Annotated in this window: 29 protein-coding genes; 8 read left to right on the plus strand and 21 right to left on the minus strand. The window is 38.4% G+C overall.

Annotated elements, in window-relative coordinates; all coding sequences use genetic code 11:
- Positions 1–2: 2 nt before the first annotated feature.
- From FGL72_RS04425 to FGL72_RS04455, 7 genes are read right to left on the minus strand one after another with little or no spacing between them, the layout of a single operon-like run.
- On the minus strand, positions 3–566 hold the full coding sequence (locus FGL72_RS04425; RefSeq protein WP_139988070.1) for a hypothetical protein: 564 nt from the start codon (positions 564–566) through the stop codon (positions 3–5).
- 3 nt (positions 567–569) lie between these two features.
- A complete protein-coding gene (locus FGL72_RS04430; protein WP_139988069.1) occupies positions 570–1,001 on the minus strand; it encodes a DUF6568 family protein in 432 nt (143 codons plus the stop codon).
- Positions 1,002–1,011: 10 nt separating this feature from the next.
- A complete protein-coding gene (locus FGL72_RS04435; RefSeq protein WP_146992785.1) occupies positions 1,012–2,250 on the minus strand; it encodes a phage tail tip lysozyme in 1,239 nt (412 codons plus the stop codon).
- 1 nt (position 2,251) lies between these two features.
- The gene (locus FGL72_RS04440; protein ID WP_139988067.1) at positions 2,252–2,446 is read right to left on the minus strand and encodes a hypothetical protein; all 195 of its coding nucleotides are present in this window, start codon (positions 2,444–2,446) and stop codon (positions 2,252–2,254) included.
- Positions 2,447–2,449: 3 nt separating this feature from the next.
- Positions 2,450–4,408: a type IV secretion system protein VirB4 gene (locus FGL72_RS04445; protein WP_139988066.1), complete on the minus strand. Its 1,959-nt coding sequence runs from the start codon at positions 4,406–4,408 to the stop codon at positions 2,450–2,452.
- A 1-nt stretch (position 4,409) separates the two neighbouring features.
- Complete coding sequence (locus FGL72_RS04450; protein ID WP_139988065.1) at positions 4,410–5,066, minus strand: hypothetical protein; 657 nt, start codon at positions 5,064–5,066, stop codon at positions 4,410–4,412.
- A 2-nt stretch (positions 5,067–5,068) separates the two neighbouring features.
- The gene (locus FGL72_RS04455; RefSeq protein WP_139988064.1) at positions 5,069–5,395 is read right to left on the minus strand and encodes a hypothetical protein; all 327 of its coding nucleotides are present in this window, start codon (positions 5,393–5,395) and stop codon (positions 5,069–5,071) included.
- 400 nt (positions 5,396–5,795) lie between these two features.
- On the opposite strand from FGL72_RS04455, the gene FGL72_RS04460 reads away from it, so the two are divergent.
- Together FGL72_RS04460 and FGL72_RS04465 are read left to right on the plus strand one after the other, a co-directional pair.
- Entirely contained in the window at positions 5,796–6,581 is a 786-nt protein-coding gene (locus FGL72_RS04460) for a ParA family protein (RefSeq protein WP_139988063.1), read from the plus strand.
- A gap of 2 nt (positions 6,582–6,583) precedes the next feature.
- On the plus strand, positions 6,584–6,868 hold the full coding sequence (locus FGL72_RS04465) for a hypothetical protein (RefSeq protein WP_139988062.1): 285 nt from the start codon (positions 6,584–6,586) through the stop codon (positions 6,866–6,868).
- Between the two features lie 37 nt (positions 6,869–6,905).
- On the opposite strand, the gene FGL72_RS04470 is transcribed toward FGL72_RS04465, so the two are convergent.
- The 8 genes from FGL72_RS04470 to FGL72_RS04500 all read right to left on the minus strand — a co-directional run bounded on the left by FGL72_RS04470 (position 6,906) and on the right by FGL72_RS04500 (position 17,482).
- A complete protein-coding gene (locus tag FGL72_RS04470) occupies positions 6,906–7,418 on the minus strand; it encodes a hypothetical protein (protein WP_243130165.1) in 513 nt (170 codons plus the stop codon).
- A 66-nt stretch (positions 7,419–7,484) separates the two neighbouring features.
- On the minus strand, positions 7,485–9,590 hold the full coding sequence (locus FGL72_RS04475; RefSeq protein WP_243130166.1) for a pLS20_p028 family conjugation system transmembrane protein: 2,106 nt from the start codon (positions 9,588–9,590) through the stop codon (positions 7,485–7,487).
- Positions 9,583–12,615, minus strand: a complete 3,033-nt coding sequence (locus tag FGL72_RS04480; RefSeq protein WP_146992788.1) for a type IV secretory system conjugative DNA transfer family protein — start codon at positions 12,613–12,615, stop codon at positions 9,583–9,585. The genes FGL72_RS04475 and FGL72_RS04480 overlap by 8 nt, the downstream gene beginning before the upstream one ends.
- Entirely contained in the window at positions 12,602–14,491 is a 1,890-nt protein-coding gene (locus FGL72_RS04485) for an AAA family ATPase (RefSeq protein WP_146992790.1), read from the minus strand. The genes FGL72_RS04480 and FGL72_RS04485 overlap by 14 nt, the downstream gene beginning before the upstream one ends.
- A complete protein-coding gene (locus FGL72_RS04490) occupies positions 14,484–14,963 on the minus strand; it encodes a hypothetical protein (RefSeq protein ID WP_146992791.1) in 480 nt (159 codons plus the stop codon). The genes FGL72_RS04485 and FGL72_RS04490 overlap by 8 nt, the downstream gene beginning before the upstream one ends.
- A gap of 10 nt (positions 14,964–14,973) precedes the next feature.
- Positions 14,974–15,894: an ImmA/IrrE family metallo-endopeptidase gene (locus FGL72_RS09850; protein ID WP_243130167.1), complete on the minus strand. Its 921-nt coding sequence runs from the start codon at positions 15,892–15,894 to the stop codon at positions 14,974–14,976.
- 41 nt (positions 15,895–15,935) lie between these two features.
- Positions 15,936–17,225: a toprim domain-containing protein gene (locus FGL72_RS09855; protein WP_243130168.1), complete on the minus strand. Its 1,290-nt coding sequence runs from the start codon at positions 17,223–17,225 to the stop codon at positions 15,936–15,938.
- A complete protein-coding gene (locus tag FGL72_RS04500) occupies positions 17,222–17,482 on the minus strand; it encodes a hypothetical protein (RefSeq protein ID WP_139988057.1) in 261 nt (86 codons plus the stop codon). Before FGL72_RS04500 ends, FGL72_RS09855 begins: the two co-directional genes overlap by 4 nt.
- A 458-nt stretch (positions 17,483–17,940) precedes the next feature.
- On the opposite strand from FGL72_RS04500, the gene FGL72_RS04505 reads away from it, so the two are divergent.
- The 6 genes from FGL72_RS04505 to FGL72_RS04530 all read left to right on the plus strand — a co-directional run bounded on the left by FGL72_RS04505 (position 17,941) and on the right by FGL72_RS04530 (position 20,448).
- Complete coding sequence (locus tag FGL72_RS04505; protein WP_139988056.1) at positions 17,941–18,171, plus strand: hypothetical protein; 231 nt, start codon at positions 17,941–17,943, stop codon at positions 18,169–18,171.
- A complete protein-coding gene (locus FGL72_RS04510) occupies positions 18,168–18,605 on the plus strand; it encodes a hypothetical protein (RefSeq protein ID WP_139988055.1) in 438 nt (145 codons plus the stop codon). The genes FGL72_RS04505 and FGL72_RS04510 overlap by 4 nt, the downstream gene beginning before the upstream one ends.
- Before the next feature lie 72 nt (positions 18,606–18,677).
- Positions 18,678–18,854 (plus strand): hypothetical protein, encoded by a 177-nt coding sequence (locus FGL72_RS09725; RefSeq protein ID WP_180896893.1) that lies wholly within the window; start codon positions 18,678–18,680, stop codon positions 18,852–18,854.
- Between the two features lie 465 nt (positions 18,855–19,319).
- Entirely contained in the window at positions 19,320–19,577 is a 258-nt protein-coding gene (locus FGL72_RS04515; RefSeq protein WP_243130169.1) for a hypothetical protein, read from the plus strand.
- The gene (locus FGL72_RS04520; protein WP_139988054.1) at positions 19,540–19,851 is read left to right on the plus strand and encodes a hypothetical protein; all 312 of its coding nucleotides are present in this window, start codon (positions 19,540–19,542) and stop codon (positions 19,849–19,851) included. Before FGL72_RS04515 ends, FGL72_RS04520 begins: the two co-directional genes overlap by 38 nt.
- Before the next feature lie 294 nt (positions 19,852–20,145).
- Entirely contained in the window at positions 20,146–20,448 is a 303-nt protein-coding gene (locus tag FGL72_RS04530; protein ID WP_243130170.1) for a hypothetical protein, read from the plus strand.
- Positions 20,449–20,537: 89 nt separating this feature from the next.
- Here FGL72_RS04530 and FGL72_RS04535 read toward each other — a convergent pair whose 3' ends face one another.
- From FGL72_RS04535 to FGL72_RS04560, 6 genes are all read right to left on the minus strand, one after another.
- Complete coding sequence (locus FGL72_RS04535; RefSeq protein ID WP_139988052.1) at positions 20,538–20,789, minus strand: hypothetical protein; 252 nt, start codon at positions 20,787–20,789, stop codon at positions 20,538–20,540.
- Complete coding sequence (locus tag FGL72_RS04540; RefSeq protein ID WP_139988051.1) at positions 20,782–21,150, minus strand: hypothetical protein; 369 nt, start codon at positions 21,148–21,150, stop codon at positions 20,782–20,784. Before FGL72_RS04540 ends, FGL72_RS04535 begins: the two co-directional genes overlap by 8 nt.
- 18 nt (positions 21,151–21,168) lie before the next feature.
- Positions 21,169–21,759 carry a type 1 glutamine amidotransferase family protein gene (locus FGL72_RS04545; protein WP_180896889.1) on the minus strand — a complete coding sequence of 197 codons (591 nt, stop codon included), beginning with the start codon at positions 21,757–21,759 and terminating at the stop codon, positions 21,169–21,171.
- 13 nt (positions 21,760–21,772) lie between these two features.
- Entirely contained in the window at positions 21,773–23,107 is a 1,335-nt protein-coding gene (locus tag FGL72_RS04550; protein ID WP_139988050.1) for a Y-family DNA polymerase, read from the minus strand.
- 464 nt (positions 23,108–23,571) lie between these two features.
- Entirely contained in the window at positions 23,572–24,036 is a 465-nt protein-coding gene (locus FGL72_RS04555) for a MarR family winged helix-turn-helix transcriptional regulator (protein WP_139988049.1), read from the minus strand.
- Positions 24,026–24,448, minus strand: a complete 423-nt coding sequence (locus FGL72_RS04560) for an SRPBCC family protein (RefSeq protein ID WP_139988048.1) — start codon at positions 24,446–24,448, stop codon at positions 24,026–24,028. Before FGL72_RS04560 ends, FGL72_RS04555 begins: the two co-directional genes overlap by 11 nt.
- Positions 24,449–24,661: the final 213 nt, after the last annotated feature.

Raw genomic sequence — 24,661 nt, forward strand, 5'->3', positions numbered from 1 at the left:
TTCTATTTTCCCCCACTCCCTGAAGTATCGCGTACTTTTCCTACCTGTAACTCAGTAATTTGATTCCCCTGCATGTGCATCAATAAAGATATTTCTTGTTTCTTGCCGCTTTGCGTATAGGTTACCTGACCGAACCCAATACCTGTACCATCAGCTGACTTTGAATAGGTCATATCTTCTTCAACAAGCTTTATGACTGGTCGGCCTTCATCCACATCACCACCAAAGGTTGCACCCAAAAAAGCTGAGACAACCTTATCATTCGCTACCTTGCTTTTTGGATCATTGATCTGTTGCTTTTTCAAAAGGTCAAACATTTCAACGATAAATTGATGACCTGTTTTTTGGAAGTCATCAGTATTACGTATATCGCTTGATTCAACTTGCTCATAGGCTATTGCTGCTTTCTGATTATTTTGGGTCTGATGACTCAATTGTTTAATCTCAGTCTGTGAAGCTTTGATGGTATCGTTGTTTCTTTTGGCAGTAGCAACTGCGTCAATTAAACAAGCAAGCGCTAAGAGAGTAATAAAGCCATAGACCATTCTGTATGTTATTTTTTGCATCGTTTATTCCCCTGTCATTACACGTTTTACATTTTTAGCATGGGTTGACGTCGTGCTGTCAATCACTTGTGTACCTTCAAGGTAGATAATTGTTGGTACTTCCGTGACACCATATTTAATCATGAAAGTTTTAGCCTGATTGTTGTTGACGTTTATCACAATGTAATTGATACGCGTGTGATTAGTTTTGATAGTTTGCTTAACAAGTTCTCGAACGTTCTTACAATCAGAGCAACCAGGACGATGGAATATCAGCACTGTTTTTTGTTTGTTAGTGGCATCTAATTGATTAATTTTTTGACTGAAGTTTTTAGTATCAGGATAACCATTTACGCTATATTTTTGATAAAACAAACCACTGATCAACATAATTATCGACACGACGATAATACCTATAAGTGCTTTAATGCGTGTTTTCTTATTTCCTTTTGTCATCCTTTTTCTCCTATTTTTTGTCAGAATCGAATGGGCCGTTAGGCACAACGACGTTGGTCCCCACCTTTTGTGGTAGCTTAAGATAATTGCCAGGTGATTTTAAGCCGTTACTTTGTGGCGCCCAGCCAAATTGATCGTGCGTATTCACTGCAAAATGGACGTGAATACCAGTTGCCATACCAGTTTGACCTTGATGACTAATGTGTTGACCCGCTTTGACCTTGTCCCCATTATTAACGACAATTGCTTCTTGAGTTGGCGCATGACCATAATAAGTGAAGACATTGTCTGTGCCTTTGATGACAAGCCAATTTCCACCGGTACTATCAGAACTTTTAGCCACAACCGTGCCATCATGAACCGCATAGACATTACCACCAGAACTAGACAAAGCATGATCAGTGGTCTGAAAATCAACACCATAATGCATGGCCCCTGTTAATCCACCATAGTTGGGGTAACCACCCGTAATAGAATATTGCCCCTTGACGGGTAACCCGTTGTCATTAGAACTTAAACCTGAATCACAAGTGGCCTCTGATAAGCCACTGGTATTCGCATTAGTTGAATTATCACCTATGCCAGAATTATTGTTACCGTGATCAAACACATTGATACTGCCAGGAAAATCTAGAGCGAAAACCTTTTTGATTTCATTAGCTGTTTTCAATGTATCAGCGACTTTTCTTTGTGGGTCATTGACCCCCACGCCTTCAAATTTAGTGTCCCAAGCAACCAATGAACTATTAATATTATCAGCTGTTGCTAAATCAATCAAAACCCCTTTATGGCTGCTTTTTAGTTCATTAATGGCTAATTGCACTTGCGACTCGACATTATCCTGCGTATCTTTATAATGATCACCGTTAATGCCACCAGCACCCCATTGCCAAATCCCCTTAACAGCACCGCCAGGATTAACGGCTTTAGGATTGAAACCACTTTCGCGTAATCCCACAGCTAGTGCTGCTGCGATGTTGTCACCTGACATGTGGAGTTCTTTTTGAAAACGATCAGTGGCATGACGCATAGCTTTGTAAGTATTTGAATTATGATCTTGCCAATCACCGCCAATTCCTTGACCTGCTTCAGCCACGGTTTGATCATCATTGAAACACTCTGCATTTTTAGTCGAAAAAATCATGATAAACATCATAATTGCAGCAATTACGACGACGACAGCTGTTGCGATCAGTGTGCCATAAGCGTATAGTTTTAATTTTTTGTATCGCCACCAATTTTCAAACATGTCATCCTCCTATCCAGTGAGATAATAATTTGAGAATAGCCACGAAGACAAAACCACCAATCATATAGTAAATGACTTGATTTTGTACTGGACTCTTATGCTGATTCGCATCAAATTTTTGCCATTGTTTTTCAGCTTGTTTAAGCATCCTTTGGCGATTTTCTTTAGCCCGTTTGAATGGATGTGGTAGTTTCATAGTTTATAGTCCTCCACCGAATAGGTTGATTTCTTCTTGGCTCAAGTCAACGTGCATAAATGTGGCTTGTTTGCCAATCAAATTCATTAAGAAATCCCCCTGAGATATATTTTGCAAAGCAGCTAATTGACCATCAGTAATATTGTTTTCACTCACAACGGAACGTAATCTTACCGTGTCGGCTTTTGATAAACGGCCAATAATTTGCTTAGGAAAACGCCCGAAGAAAGATGAAGCAGCACGACTAGCATCATTGTCTTGTGCTTGGCCAGTTGGAACAACGTTTTTAAGTCCTGGGAAGATCGCAATCATACCAAAGAAGTCTTTACCATGTTGTGCCATCAGGTTATCACCAAACGTAATTCCTAAAGCGTGTTTGGCATTGAAAATGTCATCGGCTTCATCTTGTATCCACCAGAAGTATTGCGGGTATTTTTTGTGGTAGGTATCTGATTGATTTGATATTTCGCCATTTTTAATCCGTTGACGCTGAACAGTCCCATTAATTGTGATGTAACTTTCCATAAGAGACAGAATGGTGAAGTATTGGGCGTTATAGAGATCACTCTCTAAACGAGATAAACCACTTGTGTCAAAGCGGACAAGCTTTTCATCACTTAAATCAGGCACAGTGGTGATGCCATTGACCATGTCGCCATGATTCTGAATCAAACTACGGATAGTTGATAAAATGTTGTCCAATCTTTCAACTGCTGGTTGTGTCATATTGCGTGTCATCATGTTCTGAGTTTCTAAGAAGGTTTCAAAGTCCTCCATTATAGGGTAATCTTCATTACGCAAATTAATGACACGTAAATCTTGTGGGTTATCTTTTGGTGATGGGGACCACATGCGACGTTCAATATAGAAGTCAGTGATATAGTTGCCTAACATCTCCAATTCTTTTTTGTCAGCTTGCGGATTCAATGTTGCGTAATAAGTGATGACTTTGGTCCGATGTTGGTTGAAACTCGCAATCACGTCAATGTTACCGTCAGCATCCAATACCGTACCAAAAACCTGCAATAAATTAATGATATTTTGACTACCATCCAAAGTTAATGTGACTCCGAAATAATAATTAACCAGGTCACGCCATTCGTTAGACTTATCGAATACCCATGCTTTATCACCTCTAGCCAGTAATGAAGGCAGATTCTTTTTTGCAAAGGCACTCTTACCGGAACGCTCACCACCGACAATCAAGTTATAAGCAGTGAGTTGTGTGCGATGATCATTGTAGCTAGGGTCATACATAACTTCCCCACGTTGAGTCGTTAAGCCAAGATAAGTACCACGTGGATGTGCAATAAATGTTTGATTAAAGGCGTAAGAACCAGCTAAGGCATAGGCTTTCATTGGAAAACCTTTGTCGCGTATTGTATCGTTTTCAATAGCCATTGCTGGTTTGAAGAATTGTTGGAAATGCGTTAGTTGCTCCGAAGGATAAACTTTCATGCGATAGTTTGAAAGCTGTTGCTGGATTTCTTTGACACGACGACGTAACTCTTCTGGTGAAACATCAGAAACCAATAGTCTGACATAGACACGTTTATAGATCTCACGACCATTACGCGCATCATCTAAATCATCTAGGGTAATTTGAGAGTCTTTACGAGCCTCCAAAGCATCACCTTGAGACGTTAAATCACTATTTGCTTTTGAACTGTACGCATTCGTCGCACTTTCCAAAGCTTTCTGCACTTCAAATTTGCTGTTCGTGCCAATCTTAATATCAACAATAGTGTTCTTATGATTGATTAACTCTTTAAACCACCCAGCACTTTGGGCTGTTTTTGGAAAATCATAGACATCGATAATCGCAGATGCTGTCATACCGTCATCAAAATAATTTGTGTGAAAAGTCATACCGCTTGGGTTTTGAACTTCTTCAATGAAATCAAGGCTATAGCCTTGCGCTTTCCAAGCAGATCGTTTGGCATTATTAATACTCATTCTCATGTTACTTTTCCTCCAATTCGAGTGTTTCACCAGGATTATTGATTTGATACAAAACCATCTTCTTTCGCTCCAAAGAAACGGGTTCTGGGGTAAAAGCTAAGCCTGCATGTTCAATGAAATCACGTTTATTCTTTTCCAAAGCAGCGATTGTTTTCCCATAAATCACGGCTGTATATTCTTGATGTTTAATGTCACTGACAACATCTTTTTCGATACTGATTTCGCGAAGAACTGTGCGACGCAGTTGCAATAGTTGTTGGTAGTGTTGTTCTGCTTGGTTTGTGTCTGCTAGTTGTGCATCAATTCTGACGAGTTCTTGACCCCATGAGGCTTGTTGCACTCTGGTGTCTGCCGGCAGCTGAATGATTTTGATGTCAAAATCTTCTAAATAAACAGACAGTAGTAAATGAAAATCAGAAATAATCGACTTTGAACTATTAATGCCCTCACTATCCAGGAAATCTAGGTCTTTGCCAGGCAAATTTAGTAAGTCAGCATATGTATTATCCTGCAACAAAATCGGCTCACCCTTACGCTTCACAATAATGTCCTTATAAGGTAAAAAATAAGGAATCGCAATCGGGCGTTTAGCTGCAATCTTATTTTTGATATAGGTCATTGATTTGACCTGGCTTTGCTTTGACTTTTTAATACCCATAATTACATATCCTCTTTTTTGTTTTTAGTGACTGAGTAGATGTCTGCGATAGCTGGCTTATCGAGTTTGAAAAGCCCACGGACAATTTCTTGATACATCAAACCATTAGGGTTACTAGGACTTGGTAAGATAAAGAATATCGTTAACAAGGCATTGTTTATGATAAGAATCAAACCAAAGATACCAATATTATATGGAAAGGCTTGCTTTATCATGATGTAAGTGATGCCAAACATGATACCGACAATCGTGATGCGTTCCATCGTGAAAAAGAAATAGCGCGATACTTTTTTCCAAATATTACGCCCTGGGGTAAATTTTTCGTACATAAGACACTCCTTTATTTGTTAATTAGCCTGGATTGTAAATCAATCTGTGGTCATGATAACAAGTAATGATAAAAGTACAAAAAGTGGAACGGAAATATTTGACCTCTGTCCTGTTTAGCTATGAAAGAACAAAAAAACACCTCAATAATCAGCAATACACTGACTATCGAAATGTTTTGTGGTGTATATATCAATATCTTATGGGTGCCTTATGGTGTATATATCTATATCTTATGAGTGTGTTATGGTGTATATATTTATATCTTATAAGTGTGTTATGATGTATGTATCATTACACCATAAGTATGTTATAATATAGGCATTGATAGTTTTACATGCCTGGATTGGTAAGTCTTTCGTTATTTCGTTTTGACAGATAAAATAACTAAGGAGCATTATCATGAGTAAAACAATTACATTTTCAGTCCCTAAAGGTGGCGCTGGTAAAACAACCGTTACTTTCAACTTCGCTGGTTTATTGAATAGTTTGGGATATAAAGTCCTGTTAATTGACAGTGATTATCAAGGGAGTTTATCATCAACCTACAATCAATTTACCAACGATCAATCATTATTTAATGTCTTCAACGGTGGTGACGTGCTCATTCGTGGTATTAGTCCCCTGTTGAGCATTTTACCCGCAAGTCCTTGTCTTGAAGAATTAGACGGCTTATTGAATAGTAAGAATAACAAACATTTCTTGATGATGATGTGGCTGCAAGATCATGTTGATTTAATATCAGATTACGACTATATCTTGATTGATACGCACCCCGGGTTTAATACAGTGACGCAAAACATGATTGCGGTATCGGATTACGTGGTTGTCCCCTTGATGCCAACAGATTACGGCTTTATTCAAGCAAAGAATCAATTTGATTTGCACTTTGAGTCCTTCAAAGCTGATGCCGTTGATGTGCGTACAAGGGAATCATTAATTGAAGCAAAACCAATTTATATTGGTACACAGGTTAAACACAACACCTCAATCAGCCATGAGTTTGTACGCATGACAAAAGATATTTCAGACTTTGTTGGTTACACAGTTCATCGAGAAATTTATAACTATGCCACCACGATTGGTGTGCCAATCATGCTTGCGGATGATACACATAAACATGACCTGAAAGCCGAAAAAGAGATTGCAGAAGTATACGGTCAGTTACTTGAAAGGATAAAAGATTAATAATGGATTACAACAAGAAAAAAGAAGCCGTATTTGATGACGAAGCATCAAAGGCACAATTAGCTAAAGCATTTGCTAAGCAGCCAGAAGAAGAACAAAAAGAAGTGACATTAAGCGATGACTTCAATCTACCCAGCACATCACAGTTCCAACGTAAGGTGCAGACGACCTACACGATTCGGCCCGACATTAAAGAAGGCATTGATAAATTAGCAGCTGAACAAGGATTTAGATCAGCTAGTGCATTCGTTGATCTGATATTAGAGCAAGTATTGAAACAAAAATAAAAAAGCGACTTACCATATGAGGTAAGTCGCTTTTAGTTTATTTCTTTATATCATCAGGATTGACTGCTGGATATGCTTTGTGAAAATCTTTGACTGTTTCAAAATATTCTACTGATTTAAAATCGTTGGCAGACACACTGTCAGCAGTATTAGACAGTGGTTTGATGTCAATACTTGTATTTGAATATGTTTTTGACGTTCCAAAGTTAGTTTTAGCTTTATGTTTATCATCAAGACTCATTGCATTATATTTATTTGCCCATTCTTTGAAATCATTTTTCGTCCATGTAGTAAAATATGACTCATTGAGTCCTACACTAAAAACGTGCCCTTTCATTTTATCTGCCTCTTTAGCATATTTTTTTTGATTCTCTTCATCCTGATTCTTTTGTGATGAATAAGAAGCTTTAACACTAGATTGAAAAGAAGTTGTTTCTGATTCAGGTTTAGCCTTATTTTGGTTGAGTAATATTAATGACAATATAATAACAATAACGATACCAAAGCCCACAACTGTTAACCACATTTTATTTTTTTTAATTTTTTCCATGATAACCTTCCCCTTAAACGGTTATTATCATTTTAACCAAAATTTATTTGAAAAGAAAGGCACAAACTAATTTTTAGGATGCTCTTTGTTATATTTTGCGATAGAGCGATCAATAGCTGCTCTAGCAATCGCTTGATCGTGCGCCTTTCTTTGTTCTTTTGTCATTTGCGTTATTGGAATCTTAGGTGTTGGCGCTTGATTTATTTGTAGAGTAGACATACCAGTGCCTTGTGCAGTATCAAATTTAGATTGGCTTGATGGCATAGACGGCTCGTGACTTGAACTGATTGTTGATGTTGGGCCAGTATAACCAGCTGGTGGGTTTAACGGTGCTACGGTTCCCCCATCTAGATATTTCTTATTACCTGTTGGCTTTGGGGCTGGAGCAAAGCGAGGAATTGGCGTTGAGTCTTGTGGCGCAATCGCACTGTCATTGTTTGAATTGTCTTTATTTTCTTGACGTTCTATACCGTTTTTCACGCGGTTAAGCGCATCATGTGCACTGTTGGGCTGTCTAGTAGTATCAGCAGTTTGATCCAAAGCACGATTTGGATTGACTGGTGTATGCCGCTGATTAAAAGCGTCAACAGCTTGTTGTCCGCCTTCGAAACCATCTTGGATGCTACCAGCGTAATCTTTAGCGCCTTCAACTGCCTTATTTACTCCGCTCTTTGCTTTGTTCAGTGCAGCTTGTCCACTACTTTTGACTAACTGTGACGGATTTTTAACCGCTCCAGCTACACGGCCAAGTCCTGAAGCGAACGTTGCTGCCTTACCGGTGTTCCCATTTTGGTCAGCAGCTCCATATAATGTGTGATCTTGTGTATTAGCATTTTCTAAGCCCAAAGGATGACGATTGGCGAAATTCTGAGCTGATTCACGATTCTTCTTTTGTTGCGATGGCGAAACTGCTTGTAACCCCTTACCAATGTTCTGTTTAGCTGATTTTGCCATACCACCAACCATTCGTGAGGCTTGGCTCGCTAACATCATTGAAGCCACAGGATTATGTCCTGAACGAACGCCAGTCCATTGTTCAATCATTTCGAAGCCGCTGAACAAACCTTTCCCACCAGCGTATAAGGCGGCGATTGATAGGATAGTAAATGGCCAGACTGCCAAGTTCAAGCTGTTGATTAAATCAAAAGCGAAACCAATCCATGCAAAGAAGAATATTAATGAGATAGGCATCATCACAATACCAGTAATCTGTCCTTCGATCATACTCAAAATTTGTTGTACTCGCTTACCTTGTGTGCCATCTCGCAAACCAAAGTAAACAATTGAACCCGACATAAAGGCCATTTTATAAATTGAGGAAAATAATCGCATGATAGCACCACAAACTACGAAAATAAAGACAATTTCACCAGCGATAATACCTAACCAGTTTGTTTTCATGACAGGATATTCGTCTGCGAATGTCTTGCCTAGTACAAGGGTTCCCCCTGTTGTGTCTACTAGTTTAGATTCATTACCACTAACTTTTTTAGTAAACACCTTCTTTTGATCATCATTTAAGCCATCAGTGTAACCTTGATCGCTCATAACTGAGTGATAGTCAGAACCTTTTATCTTTTTATCATCAATTTGCTTTTCCTTGACTTTAGTATATTTGTCTAAATCAAAGTTTTTTGCGGCTAATTCGCGTAAGTCTGTTGAATTACCTTGCCATAGTTTGGTTAAAATACTAATATCACCATTTCCCATAATGTCCTGAGAAACGGAAGTACCTATTGTTGTAAGCATGCCTATAATCAGGGGTATAGAAGTTATGATAGCCATTGTGATTGAAATGCCTTTTGGCCACTCTCTACCTTTTCGGCCATCGGTAATAATAAATTTTATCCATTGGACAATCATCATCAGGCCAAACACCACGAAACCAAGATAAATCATATCTCGTATGATCAATCCTAGATTCCATCTTTGATACACACCATTGTTTGGTGAAAAGAAAATATTTAAGAAATCAAGTAACTTAAATGAATTTTGATAGGCATCAAGGACGCCTGACCCAAGATAATAAAAGATTAAGGCGATGCTGTGCATAAACAGCATCACTAAAGTCAAGAATATATGAGGCATGGGTGAAAGATATTGTGACCAGTCTTGATAAAAACCAGTGGTTGGGCCGCCAGTCGGCAGTGTCATCATTAATGTATTAAGCATCGACATTTTCTCCTTGAGTTGCTTCAGCTAAGGTCTTATAGAAAGTCCATAAGTAACTTGGCTCATTATTTAGCAATCGTAGAACGGTTGCGTAGTTATTATTTTCTGGTACTTTAAAGAATTCACCATCGGACAGGAAAGCATAAGCAGTCGCTTGTTCTGGGGTGTTTTTGCTTCTAGGTAACATACGTTTGAGTGCTGTCTCCATACGCTTTCTTAATTGAACGTTATCTACTTGCTCCTCAGTCATAAAGGGTTCACTGAAATCAAGATTATCTTTCCAGTTAAGATACCGCTGTTCATCGGTTAGCTCATCAGCTGTGCTATCAGTGAACTTATTAGCTATCTCACCTTGTTGTCCTGTTTCATAGTCTGCAATAACTGCTTGAATGTTTTGATCATCAACGTCGGCAACATAGTTCGGTTGTATAACATCATCAGCGCTTGGGTTAGTCGTCAAAGCAACCTCTTGCATTAATTCTTCAAAGAAAGGCGTAAAATCTTTGTACAAGTCATCATAAGCTAATTGACTAGCCGCCGATTTGATATTTAAGTCCGCTGTATAGTAGTCGAGCGAGTATTGTTTGCCCAGAAGTTCGTAAGCAAACGGCATACGATAAGCGCCCGTAGAGAAGATTGGTAGTGGCCGGACATCATGCGCTTTCTTGTCACGTCGCTTAATTGTGCGAATGGTAATCATTTCTCTTTCACTTAGACGGCCAATATCATTAGCCTCTAACAACCTTACTTTGTTGACCTGACTCTGACGATTACCGCGATCTTCTCGATCTAAACCAATTTGTGAGTTTACTGATTCAGTCTGCACCTCGACTTCGCCTAATTGCTTAGATAGCGCCTCATTTGTTTGCTCATCATTGGTTAGAATATGAAACCAGTTACCGGTATTGCCGTTAATATCATTTGTTTCCATCTCAGAATAATGCAAACGTGGCTGTGTCAACGTCTGAATATATAAGTCAACAAGATGACCGTAAGTTAAACCACGGGTCAAAATATTAGTGAACCCAGGAATACGTGGGAACATGGAAAACTCATTAAGTTTATACAAGATCCAGCTGTCCATCTTACGGCGTGTAATGTTTGAGGCAATGTCTGTGTTAACAGAAAACACTTGTGAAATAAACAAGCTGGCCAAAGCAGAGAAATCATCGTTAGATTGTGGTGTGATAATAAACACAGCCATTGGATCTTCAGAATACCTTAGGGTAACGGCTGGTGTTTCGTTTGTCCCAACAGGAGTGACCTGGTCTACTAAACAACGTAATAAGGGCTGCTTTGAGTAAGAATCAATTTTGGTCTTGCCATTTAATGCTTTTCGTTGTACAATTTTTCCAGTTACAATGAACTGTTGTTTGCGAACAGCCTTTGTATTTCCTTGATGGTTAAGGTCTAAAACAATTTGCCAATTCTTTGGTAAATGTTCATGAATAGGATAAGTTAGCGTGCCTGATTGAGACACGGTTAGCTTATCCTTTTCTATTACCTTCTTTTTACCAGCCGCATAAATGTGAATGCTAACGTGAACACCAACATATTCGCGGGAAAACTTAAGCTTTAACATTCTTGGAAAACCCAGGTCAGTGAGATTAATCGTATTGAAACTCGTCAAACGCGTAATCGATTCTGAGGCAAACAAGTTCAGACGATTCATAACAGAAAACGCGATAGAAGACTTGGTATCACCAGTTGCAGAAAGATACTCCCCTGCGTTAAGGGTAATCATATTTTTAGCTGGCGTACGAGGCAGTTGGCCAATCGTGGTAATGTATTTGGTTAAGCCATCACCTTTTTTATCACTGAACTTACTCATATCATTGATAAATTGCAGCACGTTTGAGATAGTGGCCATAGATTTATCCTGGTGTCTAACGGCTATGTCTAAAACGGTTAACATGACGGCTTGAATGGTACTTTCAGCAGCACCGTCCCACACATCTTTATGCGCTGATTCTTCACCACTTGAACCACCAATTACTTGCACCACTTTACGTAATTCCGTATTGGCACTATCCCAATCACCATCAAACGCATAATCAATGGCAATTTCTAGCGGATTCCAGGATTCTGATTCACTCGGATTCATGATATTTAGAAGCTTCACTTCATATCCTGCTTTTCTCAGTGATTTATAACTCATCTTGGCATCTTCGTTTTTGGCATCGGTATCTAGAATATTCCATTTCACTTCTGCGCGACGAATAATGTCAATCAAAGTGTAACCTCGCATCTGATCCTTTGATGAACGCGTCATACCAGTTGTTTTGGCATGCGTGTTGCTCGGATCGATCCAATAATAGCCATCAAAGCCCCCAGTGACTAATTGTTGTTTTTCATACACTTGTGGGAAAATTTGCATCAATTTTGGTCGAACACGTTTGTAGATACCCTTGAATTCTAGGCTGTTCATACCTAATGGCCGCTTGAGCCATTGTAGTGCCCAGAGAAATGGGTGAATCATAAAGAACTCAAATGTATAGCCTTGCGTGTGCAACACTGGTTGCCCTGGTGTCCCTTTGTAGTTCTTATTGCGATCAGGAATCATCTTATAGGTTTCATCAACTTCACGAACTTCCGCAAAACGATTGGTGTTACGAGTTTGATCCCGATACAATTGAAACCAATCATACACAATTTTTAAGACATATCGCTTTTCTAACCAAAGCAAGCTGATGATAAGAACACTGCCTGTGACTAAAGTTAATCGAAATAGTATCGTGAGTAGATTCTTTGGATGAAAGACCGTCATGGTCATATTGATCATGTCGCCAAATTCTGGCCATTGTGCCACACCTGTTTGAATTAATGACATCATGGCTACGATATAGGGACCAACAACGCGAATAATAAAGTCAACCATCGTCGTGATATACAAACTAGCAATGATGACTAAAATTGTTGTGATGATGCCATAAGTCCAAAGAAACCAGGCTTGTCCGCGCCAACGAATATAACTTTGCCGCATAAAGTCACGTTCTGATTGATAATCTTTTCTAAAGAGTTTCATATTGTCCCTCCATGGTTGTCGAAATACGAGGCTGCCAATCACCGTATGGACTGGTTAATGAAGGTGGATTACCCACAGCTCGAAAGACAAACGTATTGTAATGAGCTAATTGCCCTTGGCGTTGTGCCATAATGGCTTGTGCGACAGGATCACTGACATAAGTCGCAATCGTATCATCAATGGGACGGACTCCGCGTGAGGGCTTATAGCCCACATCTGCAATATATTTGGTAATAGATGAACTAGTTACTTGTTCCCCATCTATATACTCATAACCAAGATCAAACGATGAAATGTAATTCGTCACTTCAGTTGGGTCAAAAACTATCCGTAACCCTTGCGCTTTAGCTTTGTCGTCTAAAGTTTTTAACTTCAGAGAAACAATGCGTTCAATATCGTCTAATGTTAGGACATCAAAGACAATCAAAGCACCAATACGTGCCAGGAATTCTGGACGATACCCGTCACCTTGTAAAGCTATCTCTAACTGCTCTTCAAAGTTAGCTTGCCGCTTTAAGTCATTTTTAACGTAGTCAGATTTGGCATGATGATTCATAATGGCTTTTGCCCCCGAGTTCGTTGTCATGATGACGATTAAGTCCTTGAAGTTAATCACACGACCATATTCATCACTCAACCGACCATCATCTAAGACTTGAAGCAACAAATCCATGACTTCTGGGTCGGCTTTTTCAATCTCATCTAGCAATAAGACAGCGTAAGGATTGTGTCGTACTTTGGTTGTCAGTTGGTTCTTAAATCGTTCTAAACTCGTTCCAGCAAATTTAAACTCAGACATATCAAAACGAATGAAACTTTGCGCATCACCGAATAACAGTGCGGCGAGTTGTTTAGCTGTTTCTGTTTTACCCACACCAGTTGGCCCTAAGAATAAAAACGATTCTGGCTTGGTGTTGTCCCCTAGTCCAGCTTCTCGATTGGTGATTTTCATTGTGATTTTATCCAATGGATGGTCTTGACCAATTACCCGCGATTTCAACTGCGCTGAAAGGTTGAGCAGTCGTTCATCAGTGGTTTGATTAATCACGTACTTCGGCACATGATAATCAGCATGGATAATATCTGCCACGTGATTTGACGTGACCTCGTCTTGATTTTCTAAACGCGCCAAACTTATCGCACTATCAAGTAGCATGATAGCTTTTTCAGGGAAAAAACGATCAGTGACATAACGCTCTGATAGCTGCATAATCTGCGTTTGCACAGATTCTGGTACTGCAATCCTTTGACCCATTCTGGTCGTAATTTTGCTCAAAATTTGTTGTGTTTGACCATAGCTGAGTTCAGACACTTCAATAAGATCAAAGCGGCGCATCAATGCACCATCCTGGGCAATGTATTCATGAAACTCTTTAGTTGTCGTGGTACCAATAATTTGTAAATCATCACGACTTAAAGCTGGCTTGATGATGTTTCCGGCATCCAACGCGCTGCCATTAGTATCAGCACCTGTGCCCACGATTTGATGAATTTCATCTATAAAAGCAATCAAAGTCTCTTTGTGTGCCATCAATTCATCTAATATTTTTTGGAATTTATAGGCAAATGATTCGCCATCACTGCCTTTCATCAAATTAGCTAAACTAATTTGAATGATTTGTTTCTGGGCAAGGTGTGGCTCGCTACTTTGATAAAGTTGACGGGCTAAGTCTTCGATAATAGCCGTTTTACCAACACCAGGTTCGCCAACTAACAAGGGTGAATTTTGAATTTGCTTCAGCAACGAAATTAATACACGTTGTGTCACGTTTTCACGCTCATAAGCATGACATTTTTCAGGGTTCTTGATAATTTTTTTACTAATATTGGTCGCAAACTGATCAAGATAAGGGGTCGTACTTTTATTCTCACTCATATTGACCACCTTCCCCAGTGACTAAGTTACCGTAATCTGGTGTCTCAATCATTTGTTCTTTTTCTTGCTCGTGAGCCAGCGTTAATTCACTAATCTCTTCTGGACTGAGATCAATGGCTGCCAACATCGCTTGACGTTCCTGTCGTAATTTTTCGTAGAGATCAATATCTTTCGGTGTTGTCATTGCGTCAGCCATTAGTTCGAAATCGCCCACTTCGTCCACCGCAATAAAATCGCCTGCGGGATTATAAATGGATTTCACTTGGATATTTGTCCCACTTTCTTCAAAGACAGCAATCATAGCCACCCCAAGTTCGGGGTCACCAGCAGGAAAGACCTCAAGATAGTGTGGTGTTGCTAGTGTTAAAGCAATTACGGAAGTCGCGTTTTTCTCTTGAAATGATAGAATGATCACTTCTGGTGATTTGGTAATGGCTGTGATATAACCATATAATTCTTTTGTTTGTGTCATGCGTTTCTCCTTAGCGATGCCGCTGTGTTGACTGAAAGTTTTGTTCAACGACAGCTAGTTTGTCGGGTTTAAAAACTTTTTTAGTTGTCACTTGTTTCTTCTCACCCTTTTCAAGATTTGATGATAAATATTGCGTCACATCGGTACTGGCTTGTAGGGCCTGATTTAATATTTTCCCTGTTTGTGGGACATCAAGTGCTTTTAATTTCTTTGACCAATTGTCAATATAGGCAATGCTTTGTTGCCCTGGATCAATCCCAAGATTTTTAGAAATCACGTAGCTTGATAACTCAGCCTGTGTCTCCTTAATAGCTGTTGTCCACTTATCTTTTGATTGCGCAGAATGTAGTTTTGCGTGAGCTACTTCATGGGCTAACGTATGAATCTTATCCGTGGGTGTTAAATCACTGCGCAATAAGATGTATTTTTTTGTTGGGTCTGATTGAGATTGTAGAAAAGCGCCTTTTGCTTGTCCTTGCCAGGTCATTGGGCGTTTGGCCAATTGATCATCAACACCTTGATCATAAACAGTTACTTTCATGGCTTCAGCGTACTTTAACAATGTTTTGTAGGCATTATCTAGATGTATAGGACTCTTATCCGTGGCTAAATCAATTGGCCGATTTGGTAATAGCTCAGGCAATTGTTTTGTTGTTGCATTGGTTTGGCGGACGTCAAATACTGTTTCAACTGGATAGTGCTTAACTGTCTGTACGGGTAATTGTTTTGTGTTGGCTTGATTTTTTTGCTCAGGTGTCGCATTTGCCCAACGAATTCGTTCCCCATTGGTATCAATAATGGTTTTTAAATCAACGGGAGCGCCAAAGATTTTAATGCCTGTCTCGCCTTTGTTAACTTGAATCCCATCAGCTGACCATTGTTTATAGCCTTTTAATAGTGTGGCATCAGGTTTTTGTAATTGAATCAACATTGAGTTACGGGCAGAGTAATTCAACCCTGTCGCGGTGAAATCTAGTAGTTTTTTAACGCACTCGGATCAGTTTGATAAGCGGTCACTTTCCCCATCGCCTCTTTGATAATGGCTTTGTTCTTTAAAGCGTTGTCTTTACGACGTTGTGCTTTAGTCATTTTTGTCTTGGCTGATTGTTCAAATGGCGTTTGCGCTTTGTTTTTAGCTGGGACTTTTGAGACACGGTCATCTTGATTGTCAAAAGGATTATCTTGTGTTTCTTGTGCTGCAAGTTGTGATAATTGTTCAAGACGTTGCGCATTCTCACCCATAGACAAGGTCTGATAACCTGAGATACCGCCTTTTAGTTGTTCGTTCCAATCTTTTCCTTTGGTAGGAATCTGGCGTTCTGCAACAATCATTTCGTTGGTATTGGGATTTTTGAATTGAAAACGATCATAGAAATCAGCGGCTTTAAATCCTGCCTGGTCATTATCAAAGGCAACAATAACCTTATTAAACTGTGCTTGTTTCGCGCCAATACTGTCATTTAAGAACTGCGCACCACGTTTGGCATCAGTGCCAGAGATAGATAACAAGGTGGCGTTATTGTTAGTCAACTCTTGATGATTCTGTTGCGCATAACTGAGTAAATCAATCGGACTTTCAAAGAGCACCAAAGTTTGATTGCCTTTGCCAAAGGATATGTTATAACCAGTTGCGGTATCACTGCCAGCAAACACCTTTTTGGATGTCCCCCGTTTTTTAAAATGTTCAAAATCTTGTTCAGTCCCTTGTCGGTCAGCACCAACGATTTTGCCATTTACATCACGCCAAGGAAAGATAACAGGATTTAGATGCATCTGATCGTTTTCTCGATAACGACTGCCCTGGACAACCGCGCCATGTTTGATTAGATTAGCGACAAAACGTGGATCAAGATGTCGTTGTTTTACTAAATAGTCTTGAGCTACTTGCGTTTCTTTAGTGCGATAAACCTTGTCATAATCGAATTTATAGGCGGGCTCTTTGGGCTGATAGAGCTTGTCAATATCAATATTGTCTCCTTTAACATGACGAGCATAGGCCAGTTGATTACGTATAGCATTACCTTTACTTTGTCCTTCCTCATTTCCCAATTCGTAGTAGTGAATGAAATCGACTAAATCACCTTTAATCCCTCTGGCGTTCCAAACAAAAAGGTTCAATTTAGGTCGCACAACTAAACTGTCATGATCAATCATCCTGAGTTCACTAGAGGATGTTTTGTTATAAGCTATGCCTTTCCAGTCACAATAGCCTTGTATAGGTAATTTCTTTAATTGCGCACGTTCTTCTTTACTTATTCTCATGACGCACCGCCTCGATCAGAGTCATGTAAATTGTCGAGTTTGGCAAAAGCCGCATCAATCGCTTCTGGATTATCTTCTTCTAGGTTGAACTTGGTCAATAATTGACGACCCAATTGAGTGACCAGTTGATCATTAAGAATTTTTAGGTCTTGACGAACTTTTTTCTTCTCGTCTTGAATAGATTTTGCTTGTTGGTCAAGTTGATCTAAGCGTTGATTTGCTTCATTTATGAGTGCTTTGATTGATTTTTTAGCCATAGTGGACTCCTTTTTTGTTAGATAACACAGTCACTATAACAAGAAATAAATATGTTACAAAAAGTGGAACGGAAATATTTGAGCATTAGGTCATGCCCCCAGACCCCCGGACATGCACTTGACAGGCGTGGTTAATACCACACCAATCAAGTACATTGGGGGTTCAAAGAAAACCACGCAATATTAAGCAGTTCTAGCTTAATATTGCGTGGTTTTTATGTTCCCTGCTGGCTGTTTAATCTGTTTCATTCTTGCTTTTGTGACTACCAAAACTTTAACAAGCTAAGCAAATCTAAGGTCTAAAGACCTAAGATTTGGGGCTAAATTTGCAAGGTCAAGCACTACGTGTCGCTTTGCGAACCTTGCAAACCCGCCCTAGCCTGTTCTAGTTTGTCCGTTCACAACGCAATAAGAATTAAAAAGACGACACATCAGCCGTCAGGAAAGTGAGAACTCACATGAAGTTATTTTACGTACGCCTAGAAACGCTCATTAACGGACACACCAGACGTTATGCCAGTACCGACAAAACAATCGTTATGACCGGTGGTTATCCTGTTCACTTTGAAATATATGGTATCAAGCGAAATGATAACTTCATTTTGGGGCATACACACACTGTCTTACAAGAACGCTATGGACAAGATGTTGAATTGATACAAATTGATAAGGACGGTAACCAAGTATGACACGACAATATTATGATGATTTTTCAAAATTACCCTTAGCTAAAATGGCGCAAGCTATGACAGACATGACCTTTAACTACAATGAAACTAAGGTGCCTACTAGTCATTATAAAAAGCAATTGGGCAAAGGTTTTGAAGAGTTAATTGAAGCAAATGTGAGTGTATCAATTGTGTCAACTATCTTTAATACTTTGCAAGCTTTGCAAAAAGAGAGTCCTAAATTATTCTATCAAGCCCTACTATGCCTTGATACGAATGTTAAACCAAGTAGTATTACAGCCAGTCAATATCAGGCAATGGAATTTACTTGGTCACAGTTTGAATTAAACAAACAAAAGCATATTATTGATAAGTCTTACGTGCAAATGTTTAACCAAGTTGAAGAAAATGGTTTGACTTACTATATGGATAATCAACAGGAGCCAGACGTTTAAGCTCGTTTATTTTGCAAGAATTGACCGATAATAAACATATCACGCTTAGAGTAACTAATTAAGGAGATCAAAGTGTCAATCGTTACCGTTAAATATATGGAAATATTGGAAAAACAGCTAGAGAAAGCAATAGAAATCGACAGACAAATGTATCGTGATGAAAAAGTGGTATTAGGTTCAGATGACTTAACTGCCAATGAAATTCAAGCAATACGTAATGAATTTGCTACTGAATTCGAACAAATTTAATGAAAGAAGTCTTGATATAGCGCTATATGTTTTCACTTTGAAATTGATTGTTATTCTCGTGTTAATCATGATAATTGGATATTACATTGCGGGCGTGGTTAATAATGCCAGACGTCATGACGATGAATAACTATGGTGAATTTTTTCGCCATGTTCCCCAGACCCGCAAGCGGGATCGAACACGCTTCGCTCGCCTGCCCAAGCTCATGGGTGCCACTTCGCTTTGAGTCAAACAGTGTGCCACAACCAGTGACTTGTAAGCTGTGGTGGTTTTACCACAGCAACAAGCACTAGAACATAATAAAAGGGCTGCGTAAATTCGCTCTGCTCACCCTTTTATTAAGCTCTGCTTGTGGCGCATGTTCTTCGTCAAAACGAAATAACACACCAATCTCAGGCAGGGCCGACAGGAAAAAGGTTTTGCCTGGTTGGGTACATAGAGATTCGATTCTCAGGAGGACTATCATGATTATGACTCATCTTACTCAGTTCATTGCCAGCATTGCCGCACTCATTATCAGCCTGGATGTTATTTTAATGGTCATTAATGGCACAATGCTCTATGTTGTAATCACCATCGTCGGTTTTTATTTCATTCTGAGTTTAGCTTTCAAAAAACCAGCCTTGAAAGTTTTGCGATGCTGGATTCAAACGGGCCAAACAAAAATAAAGGACAAACATTATTATGAACAGAAAAAACATAGCAGTCGAATCAAATTTTGAGGCACTACCAACAGTTGAAATTAACGGTAAGCCTACTTACCCATGTCTAGCTCAAGAAATTTTAGAAGACAAAGTGTTTGGACCACGGGTATTAAGACGTTTGAATCATCTATTAATGGCCCATCCTAATGGCTTATCTGAATCGGGTCATGATTGGTATTTTGGGTATTTAGTCTGTGCTTATACACAAACACACTATGGCGTTAAAAATTTATTAAACTATCCTTCTGTCACAAAAAACCTTTTTGTTTTATGTACGCAGCAAGTTGCTTGATGGAGGTTGAACTATGTTAATTTTTTGTTTATGCTTATTAGCAATGTTTGTCTGTTGGTTATTTGGCCACATTTTAGGTTACTTGATATATTTAGTGATTCTTTTTACGGGCCATATCATCAATTTTTGGGCATTTTACCTATCAATATTAACGTTGGTATTGATGATTCATTGGATCGGTGTCACACAATTAACTGAAATCTTAATATTAATTCTCGTCATTTTAATTATTTCGTTGCTTTCTTTATTAGTAGCAAGGCAATTGAAGAAAAACTAAGAGCATAAGAAAAGGCCTTGGATAAAGCTATCCAAGACCCAGAGCGCATGGTTGATAAGACGCCTCTTACCAACCCCACTATTTTATCATATATCAAGATAACGCCACAGAAAGGAACGGCTATGAATTACCAGCAATACCTTAAACGTTATAAAAATGATAACCATCGTCGTCATGACGCTTTACCTGAACCAGGCAAAGCTGTTCTAATCGCGGCAGAACTCAGTCGACGCTATGCGCCTGACCAAATTACCATTCGCTCACGAGTAAGACTAGCTCAGTGGTTTAATATTACGGTTCCAGTATTGATTCGGTTATAACACCTGGTAGCCAACTATCGTTATCATAAGTTTTGTCCGCTTAAACAAGAAACAATATCTCTGCCTAAAGTAGACAATAGATAGATACCTTAATTAGTTGTCACGGTTAATTTGGTACGCTGTTGCAATTCTTGCTTGATGACGCTTAATTTTTCTCGATAGCTGCCATTTAAGCGACCCACCTGTTTGGAAGTTGTTGCAAACCCTATTTTATGGTATTCAAAGAAGATATTAACTTCATCGCTGTACGGTTCATATATGATACGGACAGCATATAACGTATTCTTTTGCTTAGTAAACAACTTAGCAATATCTTGGACAATTTTGTCTAACTCAGTCATTGGAAATTACCACTGCTCTAATATCTTCGAAGAGAATTTGTTGTTGATCAATAACAACACCACGGTCAGTAAAGCCAGAAACCAAGCCGGTGATATTAGGTAACATATCACCATCGGCATGTTGTGTGTCTGTCTGAACAGTCGTTAATAAATAATTTGTGGTGGCAAACTGCAATTGATGCTTAATTTCTTTTAGAGGCATTCTTGGTAATCTTTTGTTTACAGTATGTCTCTTTTTTTCGTCATTATTTAGGAGTGCAGTATGATCTGACAGAAAGTAACCATTCCACTTAATTTTGCCGCGTTCTCGATAATCATTTTTAAAATAGTTGTTTACTGTATTTTTAAAATCGTCATTCATATGTTCTCTCACCAAAGTTTATGTAAAAGGATTACCGTATTTTTTAGAATACTCATAAAATCCTAGTTTCTGTAAAGCAATTTCTTTTTCAATAGATGCTGTGTCTTTGAAATTAATCATTTGTAAAACCTCGAATGCGAAATCTAGTGATGCTGTGCCATTAGCAGTTACTAGATTCTGATCTCGAACTGATTGTTTTTCTAAGAAATGTTGTTGATTGTTATAGTCGGTATACTCTTTCCAAAGATAAACAGAATTTCCAGTATGTTTAAAGTTATTCAAAAGTCCTTTTTTTGCTAAATAATCAACTGCTCCACAAATTGCCCCAACAGGTTGACCATTCAAAAGACGTTTTTCTAATAAATGATATAATTCTTCATTCTCTATAGCCCAAGAGTTCCCTCCAATTAAAATCAAGAGGTCAATATTTTCTGGGATTTCATCTATCGTTATATCAACAACTGTTCTAAAACCGCCGATTGAAGGTACTTCCTTGTTGATCGAAGCCGTCTTTACTTTCCACTCTTCAGCTTGATTAAGCATGCTTGATAAGTGAGCACCTTCCCAATCTGCATAATCATCTAATATCAAAAAAACTGCTTGTTTCATAATATTTCCCTTTCTAGTCATAACTGTTTCCGCCATTGTGTCCACCGACTAAAGTGGCACGATTAATGGCTGTTGCCCCTTCTGTTTTCGACATTGCACGCATGATAGCAGTTGTGCCGAATCGTTTTCGTAGTTCATCAACTACTTTATCAATTTTATTACTGTTAATTTGTTTTTCCGGCTGACTAAACAAATCAAGCTGCACCCCAACATCATCAACTAATCCACCATAGTCGATACCAATGTTGCGAATGACTTCGCCTTGCCAATATTTTTCAAATAATGTGATCATGATCTGCATCAAATTTCGAGTGTCATTAGTTGGCTGTATCCGTAATTGCTTCCTGAAACCATGCGAATGCTGCTTTTCAGCTTCAGCAAATGAATAACCAATGAAGAGGCTAACTAATGAGGTTTGTTTTTTGTGTGAGCGGATTCTGGAAGCTACCTGATCAGCCATTTCTCTGATTACCACTTCAATCTCATCACGCTTATGATAGTCCCTTGGTAAAACTTGCGAATTACTATAAGATTTGCTTTTGGGGACAATGACATCTGTCAATTCAGTACGATCTATGCCCCAAGACAAAGCATACAGTTGTTCACCAACAATACCAAGTTTAGCTCGGAAAAAATAAGGATCTTGATGAGCTATATCATAAACCGAATGAATGCCCATTTTGTCTAGTTTCACTGCTGTTCGATTGCCAATGCTCCAAATATCATTCAACTTGGTTATTGGCCATAATTTATTGGGCACGTCATCATAATGCCATACACCCATGAGTTGCTTGTCATGCTTAGCTTCTATATCAAGCGCAATTTTGGCCAAGACAGGCGAATCGCCGATGCCAATCGTTAAATAAATACCGGTTTCCTTTCTGACCCGTTCTTGAATCTGACGTGCAACTTGTTCTGGTGTTGAACCAAAAAATCCCCAGGTCTCCGTTAAATCAAGAATAGATTCATCAATCGAGTAAGGTAATACCTTATCTTCAGTGGTGTACTCGCGATAAATCTGGTTTATTTTTAAATTTTCTTGAATATATAGATTCATTCTTGGATGGGTAATGACGAGTCGTTGGTCTTGAGGTAAGTCTCTTTGTCGCATGACATTAGTGATTCCTAGCTGCTTTTTGGCCGTTGGTGATGCTGCTAAGACTAGCCCACCATTAGTATTTGCTTGTTCAGACATCACCACCAAGAAAGACTTTAATGGATTAAGTCCGCGTTTCACGCTTTCAACACTAGCGTAGAAACTTTTGGAATCAATCAGCATGAACACGCGTCTTGTTTCACTCAGATAATTGTACTCGGATATGGCTAATGGTTCTTTATTTGCAATCATTGTTATAACCTCAAATAACTAATAGACTCTTCTTTTATTATACGAACAAACGTTCCCTTTAGCAAGAAGTAATTCTTTTTTATTTTCAGTTAACTTTGTAGCTTTATAATGTAGTTATAGTCAGTTAGACATGACTATCTCTCTTCCACAATTTATTTCCATTCTCTCCCATTAAAGAGCTGACTAACTCCCAGGTCAGCTTTTTTATTTAATATAGCGTCAATATTTTTTTACAACGAATACTGTAATATAAAATCAAAAAGCCATAGCGCGAACTACAAATCATAGCAAAACACTTTCGAAAGTAATCATATTATCATTAGAAAAAATAACCATTATCTTGGGAAAGATAACGGTTATTTTTTGTGCTGTTTTTATCAACACAAACAACTAGAGTAATCAACGCGCCATTAGCCATATATAGGTATATCGCTTAATGCCTAACTTAATACAATTGTCTACAATCACTGTAATAAACTTCCTTTAATTAAATCCAAAAGTAAATTATTAAAAGTTGACGTTTGATCATTTAAACTACCAAAAAATTCTTTATCAATATTTTCAACAATTGGAACAGATTTTTCGACTAAAAAATGTCCATTATCTGTTAAAGTAATCAATTTTGCTCTTGTATCAGTATGCGAAATATTCCTTGTCACAAAGCCCTTTTTTTCAAGATTCTTTACAATAGTGGAAATGGTCATAACATCTATATTAGTAGCGTTTGCTATATCTACTTGATTCACTTTTTCTTGGTTATTAATTAGAAAGGATAAGCTAGTCAAAACGATAAACTGAGGGTGTGTCAAACCAACCTCACTAAGCGCTTTCTTTATTCTTTTATGCCAAAGATTATAAACTCTGATGAAAGAATAACCTATTGATTTATCTGATTGTTGATCAAATTCGGAAGGGAAATTATAATTCATTAGCTGCCTTTACTAATCCAAATACTGAATTTGGTACGTCTTTAAATATTTTTCCAACAAATCGGCTATCTTCAAAGGTCTCAAGACGATTATCCGGAACAAACTCTACAGAATGCTTAACCACAATTTTGTCATCTTTTGAGATGAGTTGGTGGATAAAAGAAATTTCACCAACATGAGGAATAACAGTTAAATCAGTGAATTCAGAATTCTTTTCTACCTTAACTAATTCAAATGACATTTCAGGTTGCCCTTTTAATTTCATAGTGCCCTTTGTACCTTGCACAAATTGACCGGATAAAGAAATATCTTCTAGATCCGATTCCCATTTAAACCAGTTATTGACATCTGAATACATATTCCAGATTTTATCAATATCAACTAATGTTTCTGTCTCAAAACTGAACTTCATAATCTACACCTCTTTTTAATATGTATTATTATTATAAGTGTTAATATCATTATTTGCAAGCATTTCTCTATTTAATCAGATTCAATACTTATATATTAGTGTGTAAAAAAATCCTTGATGTCAGCTGTTAGTTCACTTGAATGTGAAAGATAGTGCTAGGCTAAATAATCAAAATATAAAAAATAGACCACTTATCTTCAGTTACTTAGGCCA

This window comes from Leuconostoc citreum (assembly GCF_007954785.1).
In the GTDB taxonomy this organism is placed as follows: domain Bacteria; phylum Bacillota; class Bacilli; order Lactobacillales; family Lactobacillaceae; genus Leuconostoc; species Leuconostoc citreum.

Coding starts and splice junctions, on each gene's coding strand:
- FGL72_RS04440 (WP_139988067.1), bottom strand. CDS start 2,446: ATGAAACTACCACATCCATTCAAACGGGCTAAAGAAAATCGCCAAAGG.
- FGL72_RS04555 (WP_139988049.1), bottom strand. CDS start 24,036: ATGAATTATAATTTCCCTTCCGAATTTGATCAACAATCAGATAAATCA.
- FGL72_RS04540 (WP_139988051.1), bottom strand. CDS start 21,150: ATGAATGACGATTTTAAAAATACAGTAAACAACTATTTTAAAAATGAT.
- FGL72_RS04505 (WP_139988056.1), top strand. CDS start 17,941: ATGAAGTTATTTTACGTACGCCTAGAAACGCTCATTAACGGACACACC.
- FGL72_RS04545 (WP_180896889.1), bottom strand. CDS start 21,759: ATGAAACAAGCAGTTTTTTTGATATTAGATGATTATGCAGATTGGGAA.
- FGL72_RS04550 (WP_139988050.1), bottom strand. CDS start 23,107: ATGATTGCAAATAAAGAACCATTAGCCATATCCGAGTACAATTATCTG.
- FGL72_RS04520 (WP_139988054.1), top strand. CDS start 19,540: ATGAACAGAAAAAACATAGCAGTCGAATCAAATTTTGAGGCACTACCA.
- FGL72_RS04425 (WP_139988070.1), bottom strand. CDS start 566: ATGCAAAAAATAACATACAGAATGGTCTATGGCTTTATTACTCTCTTA.
- FGL72_RS04535 (WP_139988052.1), bottom strand. CDS start 20,789: ATGACTGAGTTAGACAAAATTGTCCAAGATATTGCTAAGTTGTTTACT.
- FGL72_RS04560 (WP_139988048.1), bottom strand. CDS start 24,448: ATGAAGTTCAGTTTTGAGACAGAAACATTAGTTGATATTGATAAAATC.
- FGL72_RS04475 (WP_243130166.1), bottom strand. CDS start 9,590: ATGCTTAATACATTAATGATGACACTGCCGACTGGCGGCCCAACCACT.
- FGL72_RS04500 (WP_139988057.1), bottom strand. CDS start 17,482: ATGGCTAAAAAATCAATCAAAGCACTCATAAATGAAGCAAATCAACGC.
- FGL72_RS04435 (WP_146992785.1), bottom strand. CDS start 2,250: ATGTTTGAAAATTGGTGGCGATACAAAAAATTAAAACTATACGCTTAT.
- FGL72_RS09850 (WP_243130167.1), bottom strand. CDS start 15,894: ATGTTGATTCAATTACAAAAACCTGATGCCACACTATTAAAAGGCTAT.
- FGL72_RS04485 (WP_146992790.1), bottom strand. CDS start 14,491: ATGAGTGAGAATAAAAGTACGACCCCTTATCTTGATCAGTTTGCGACC.
- FGL72_RS04480 (WP_146992788.1), bottom strand. CDS start 12,615: ATGAAACTCTTTAGAAAAGATTATCAATCAGAACGTGACTTTATGCGG.
- FGL72_RS04460 (WP_139988063.1), top strand. CDS start 5,796: ATGAGTAAAACAATTACATTTTCAGTCCCTAAAGGTGGCGCTGGTAAA.
- FGL72_RS04465 (WP_139988062.1), top strand. CDS start 6,584: ATGGATTACAACAAGAAAAAAGAAGCCGTATTTGATGACGAAGCATCA.
- FGL72_RS04450 (WP_139988065.1), bottom strand. CDS start 5,066: ATGGGTATTAAAAAGTCAAAGCAAAGCCAGGTCAAATCAATGACCTAT.
- FGL72_RS04515 (WP_243130169.1), top strand. CDS start 19,320: ATGATTATGACTCATCTTACTCAGTTCATTGCCAGCATTGCCGCACTC.
- FGL72_RS04455 (WP_139988064.1), bottom strand. CDS start 5,395: ATGTACGAAAAATTTACCCCAGGGCGTAATATTTGGAAAAAAGTATCG.
- FGL72_RS04430 (WP_139988069.1), bottom strand. CDS start 1,001: ATGACAAAAGGAAATAAGAAAACACGCATTAAAGCACTTATAGGTATT.
- FGL72_RS09855 (WP_243130168.1), bottom strand. CDS start 17,225: ATGAGAATAAGTAAAGAAGAACGTGCGCAATTAAAGAAATTACCTATA.
- FGL72_RS04490 (WP_146992791.1), bottom strand. CDS start 14,963: ATGACACAAACAAAAGAATTATATGGTTATATCACAGCCATTACCAAA.
- FGL72_RS04445 (WP_139988066.1), bottom strand. CDS start 4,408: ATGAGAATGAGTATTAATAATGCCAAACGATCTGCTTGGAAAGCGCAA.
- FGL72_RS04470 (WP_243130165.1), bottom strand. CDS start 7,418: ATGGAAAAAATTAAAAAAAATAAAATGTGGTTAACAGTTGTGGGCTTT.
- FGL72_RS04510 (WP_139988055.1), top strand. CDS start 18,168: ATGACACGACAATATTATGATGATTTTTCAAAATTACCCTTAGCTAAA.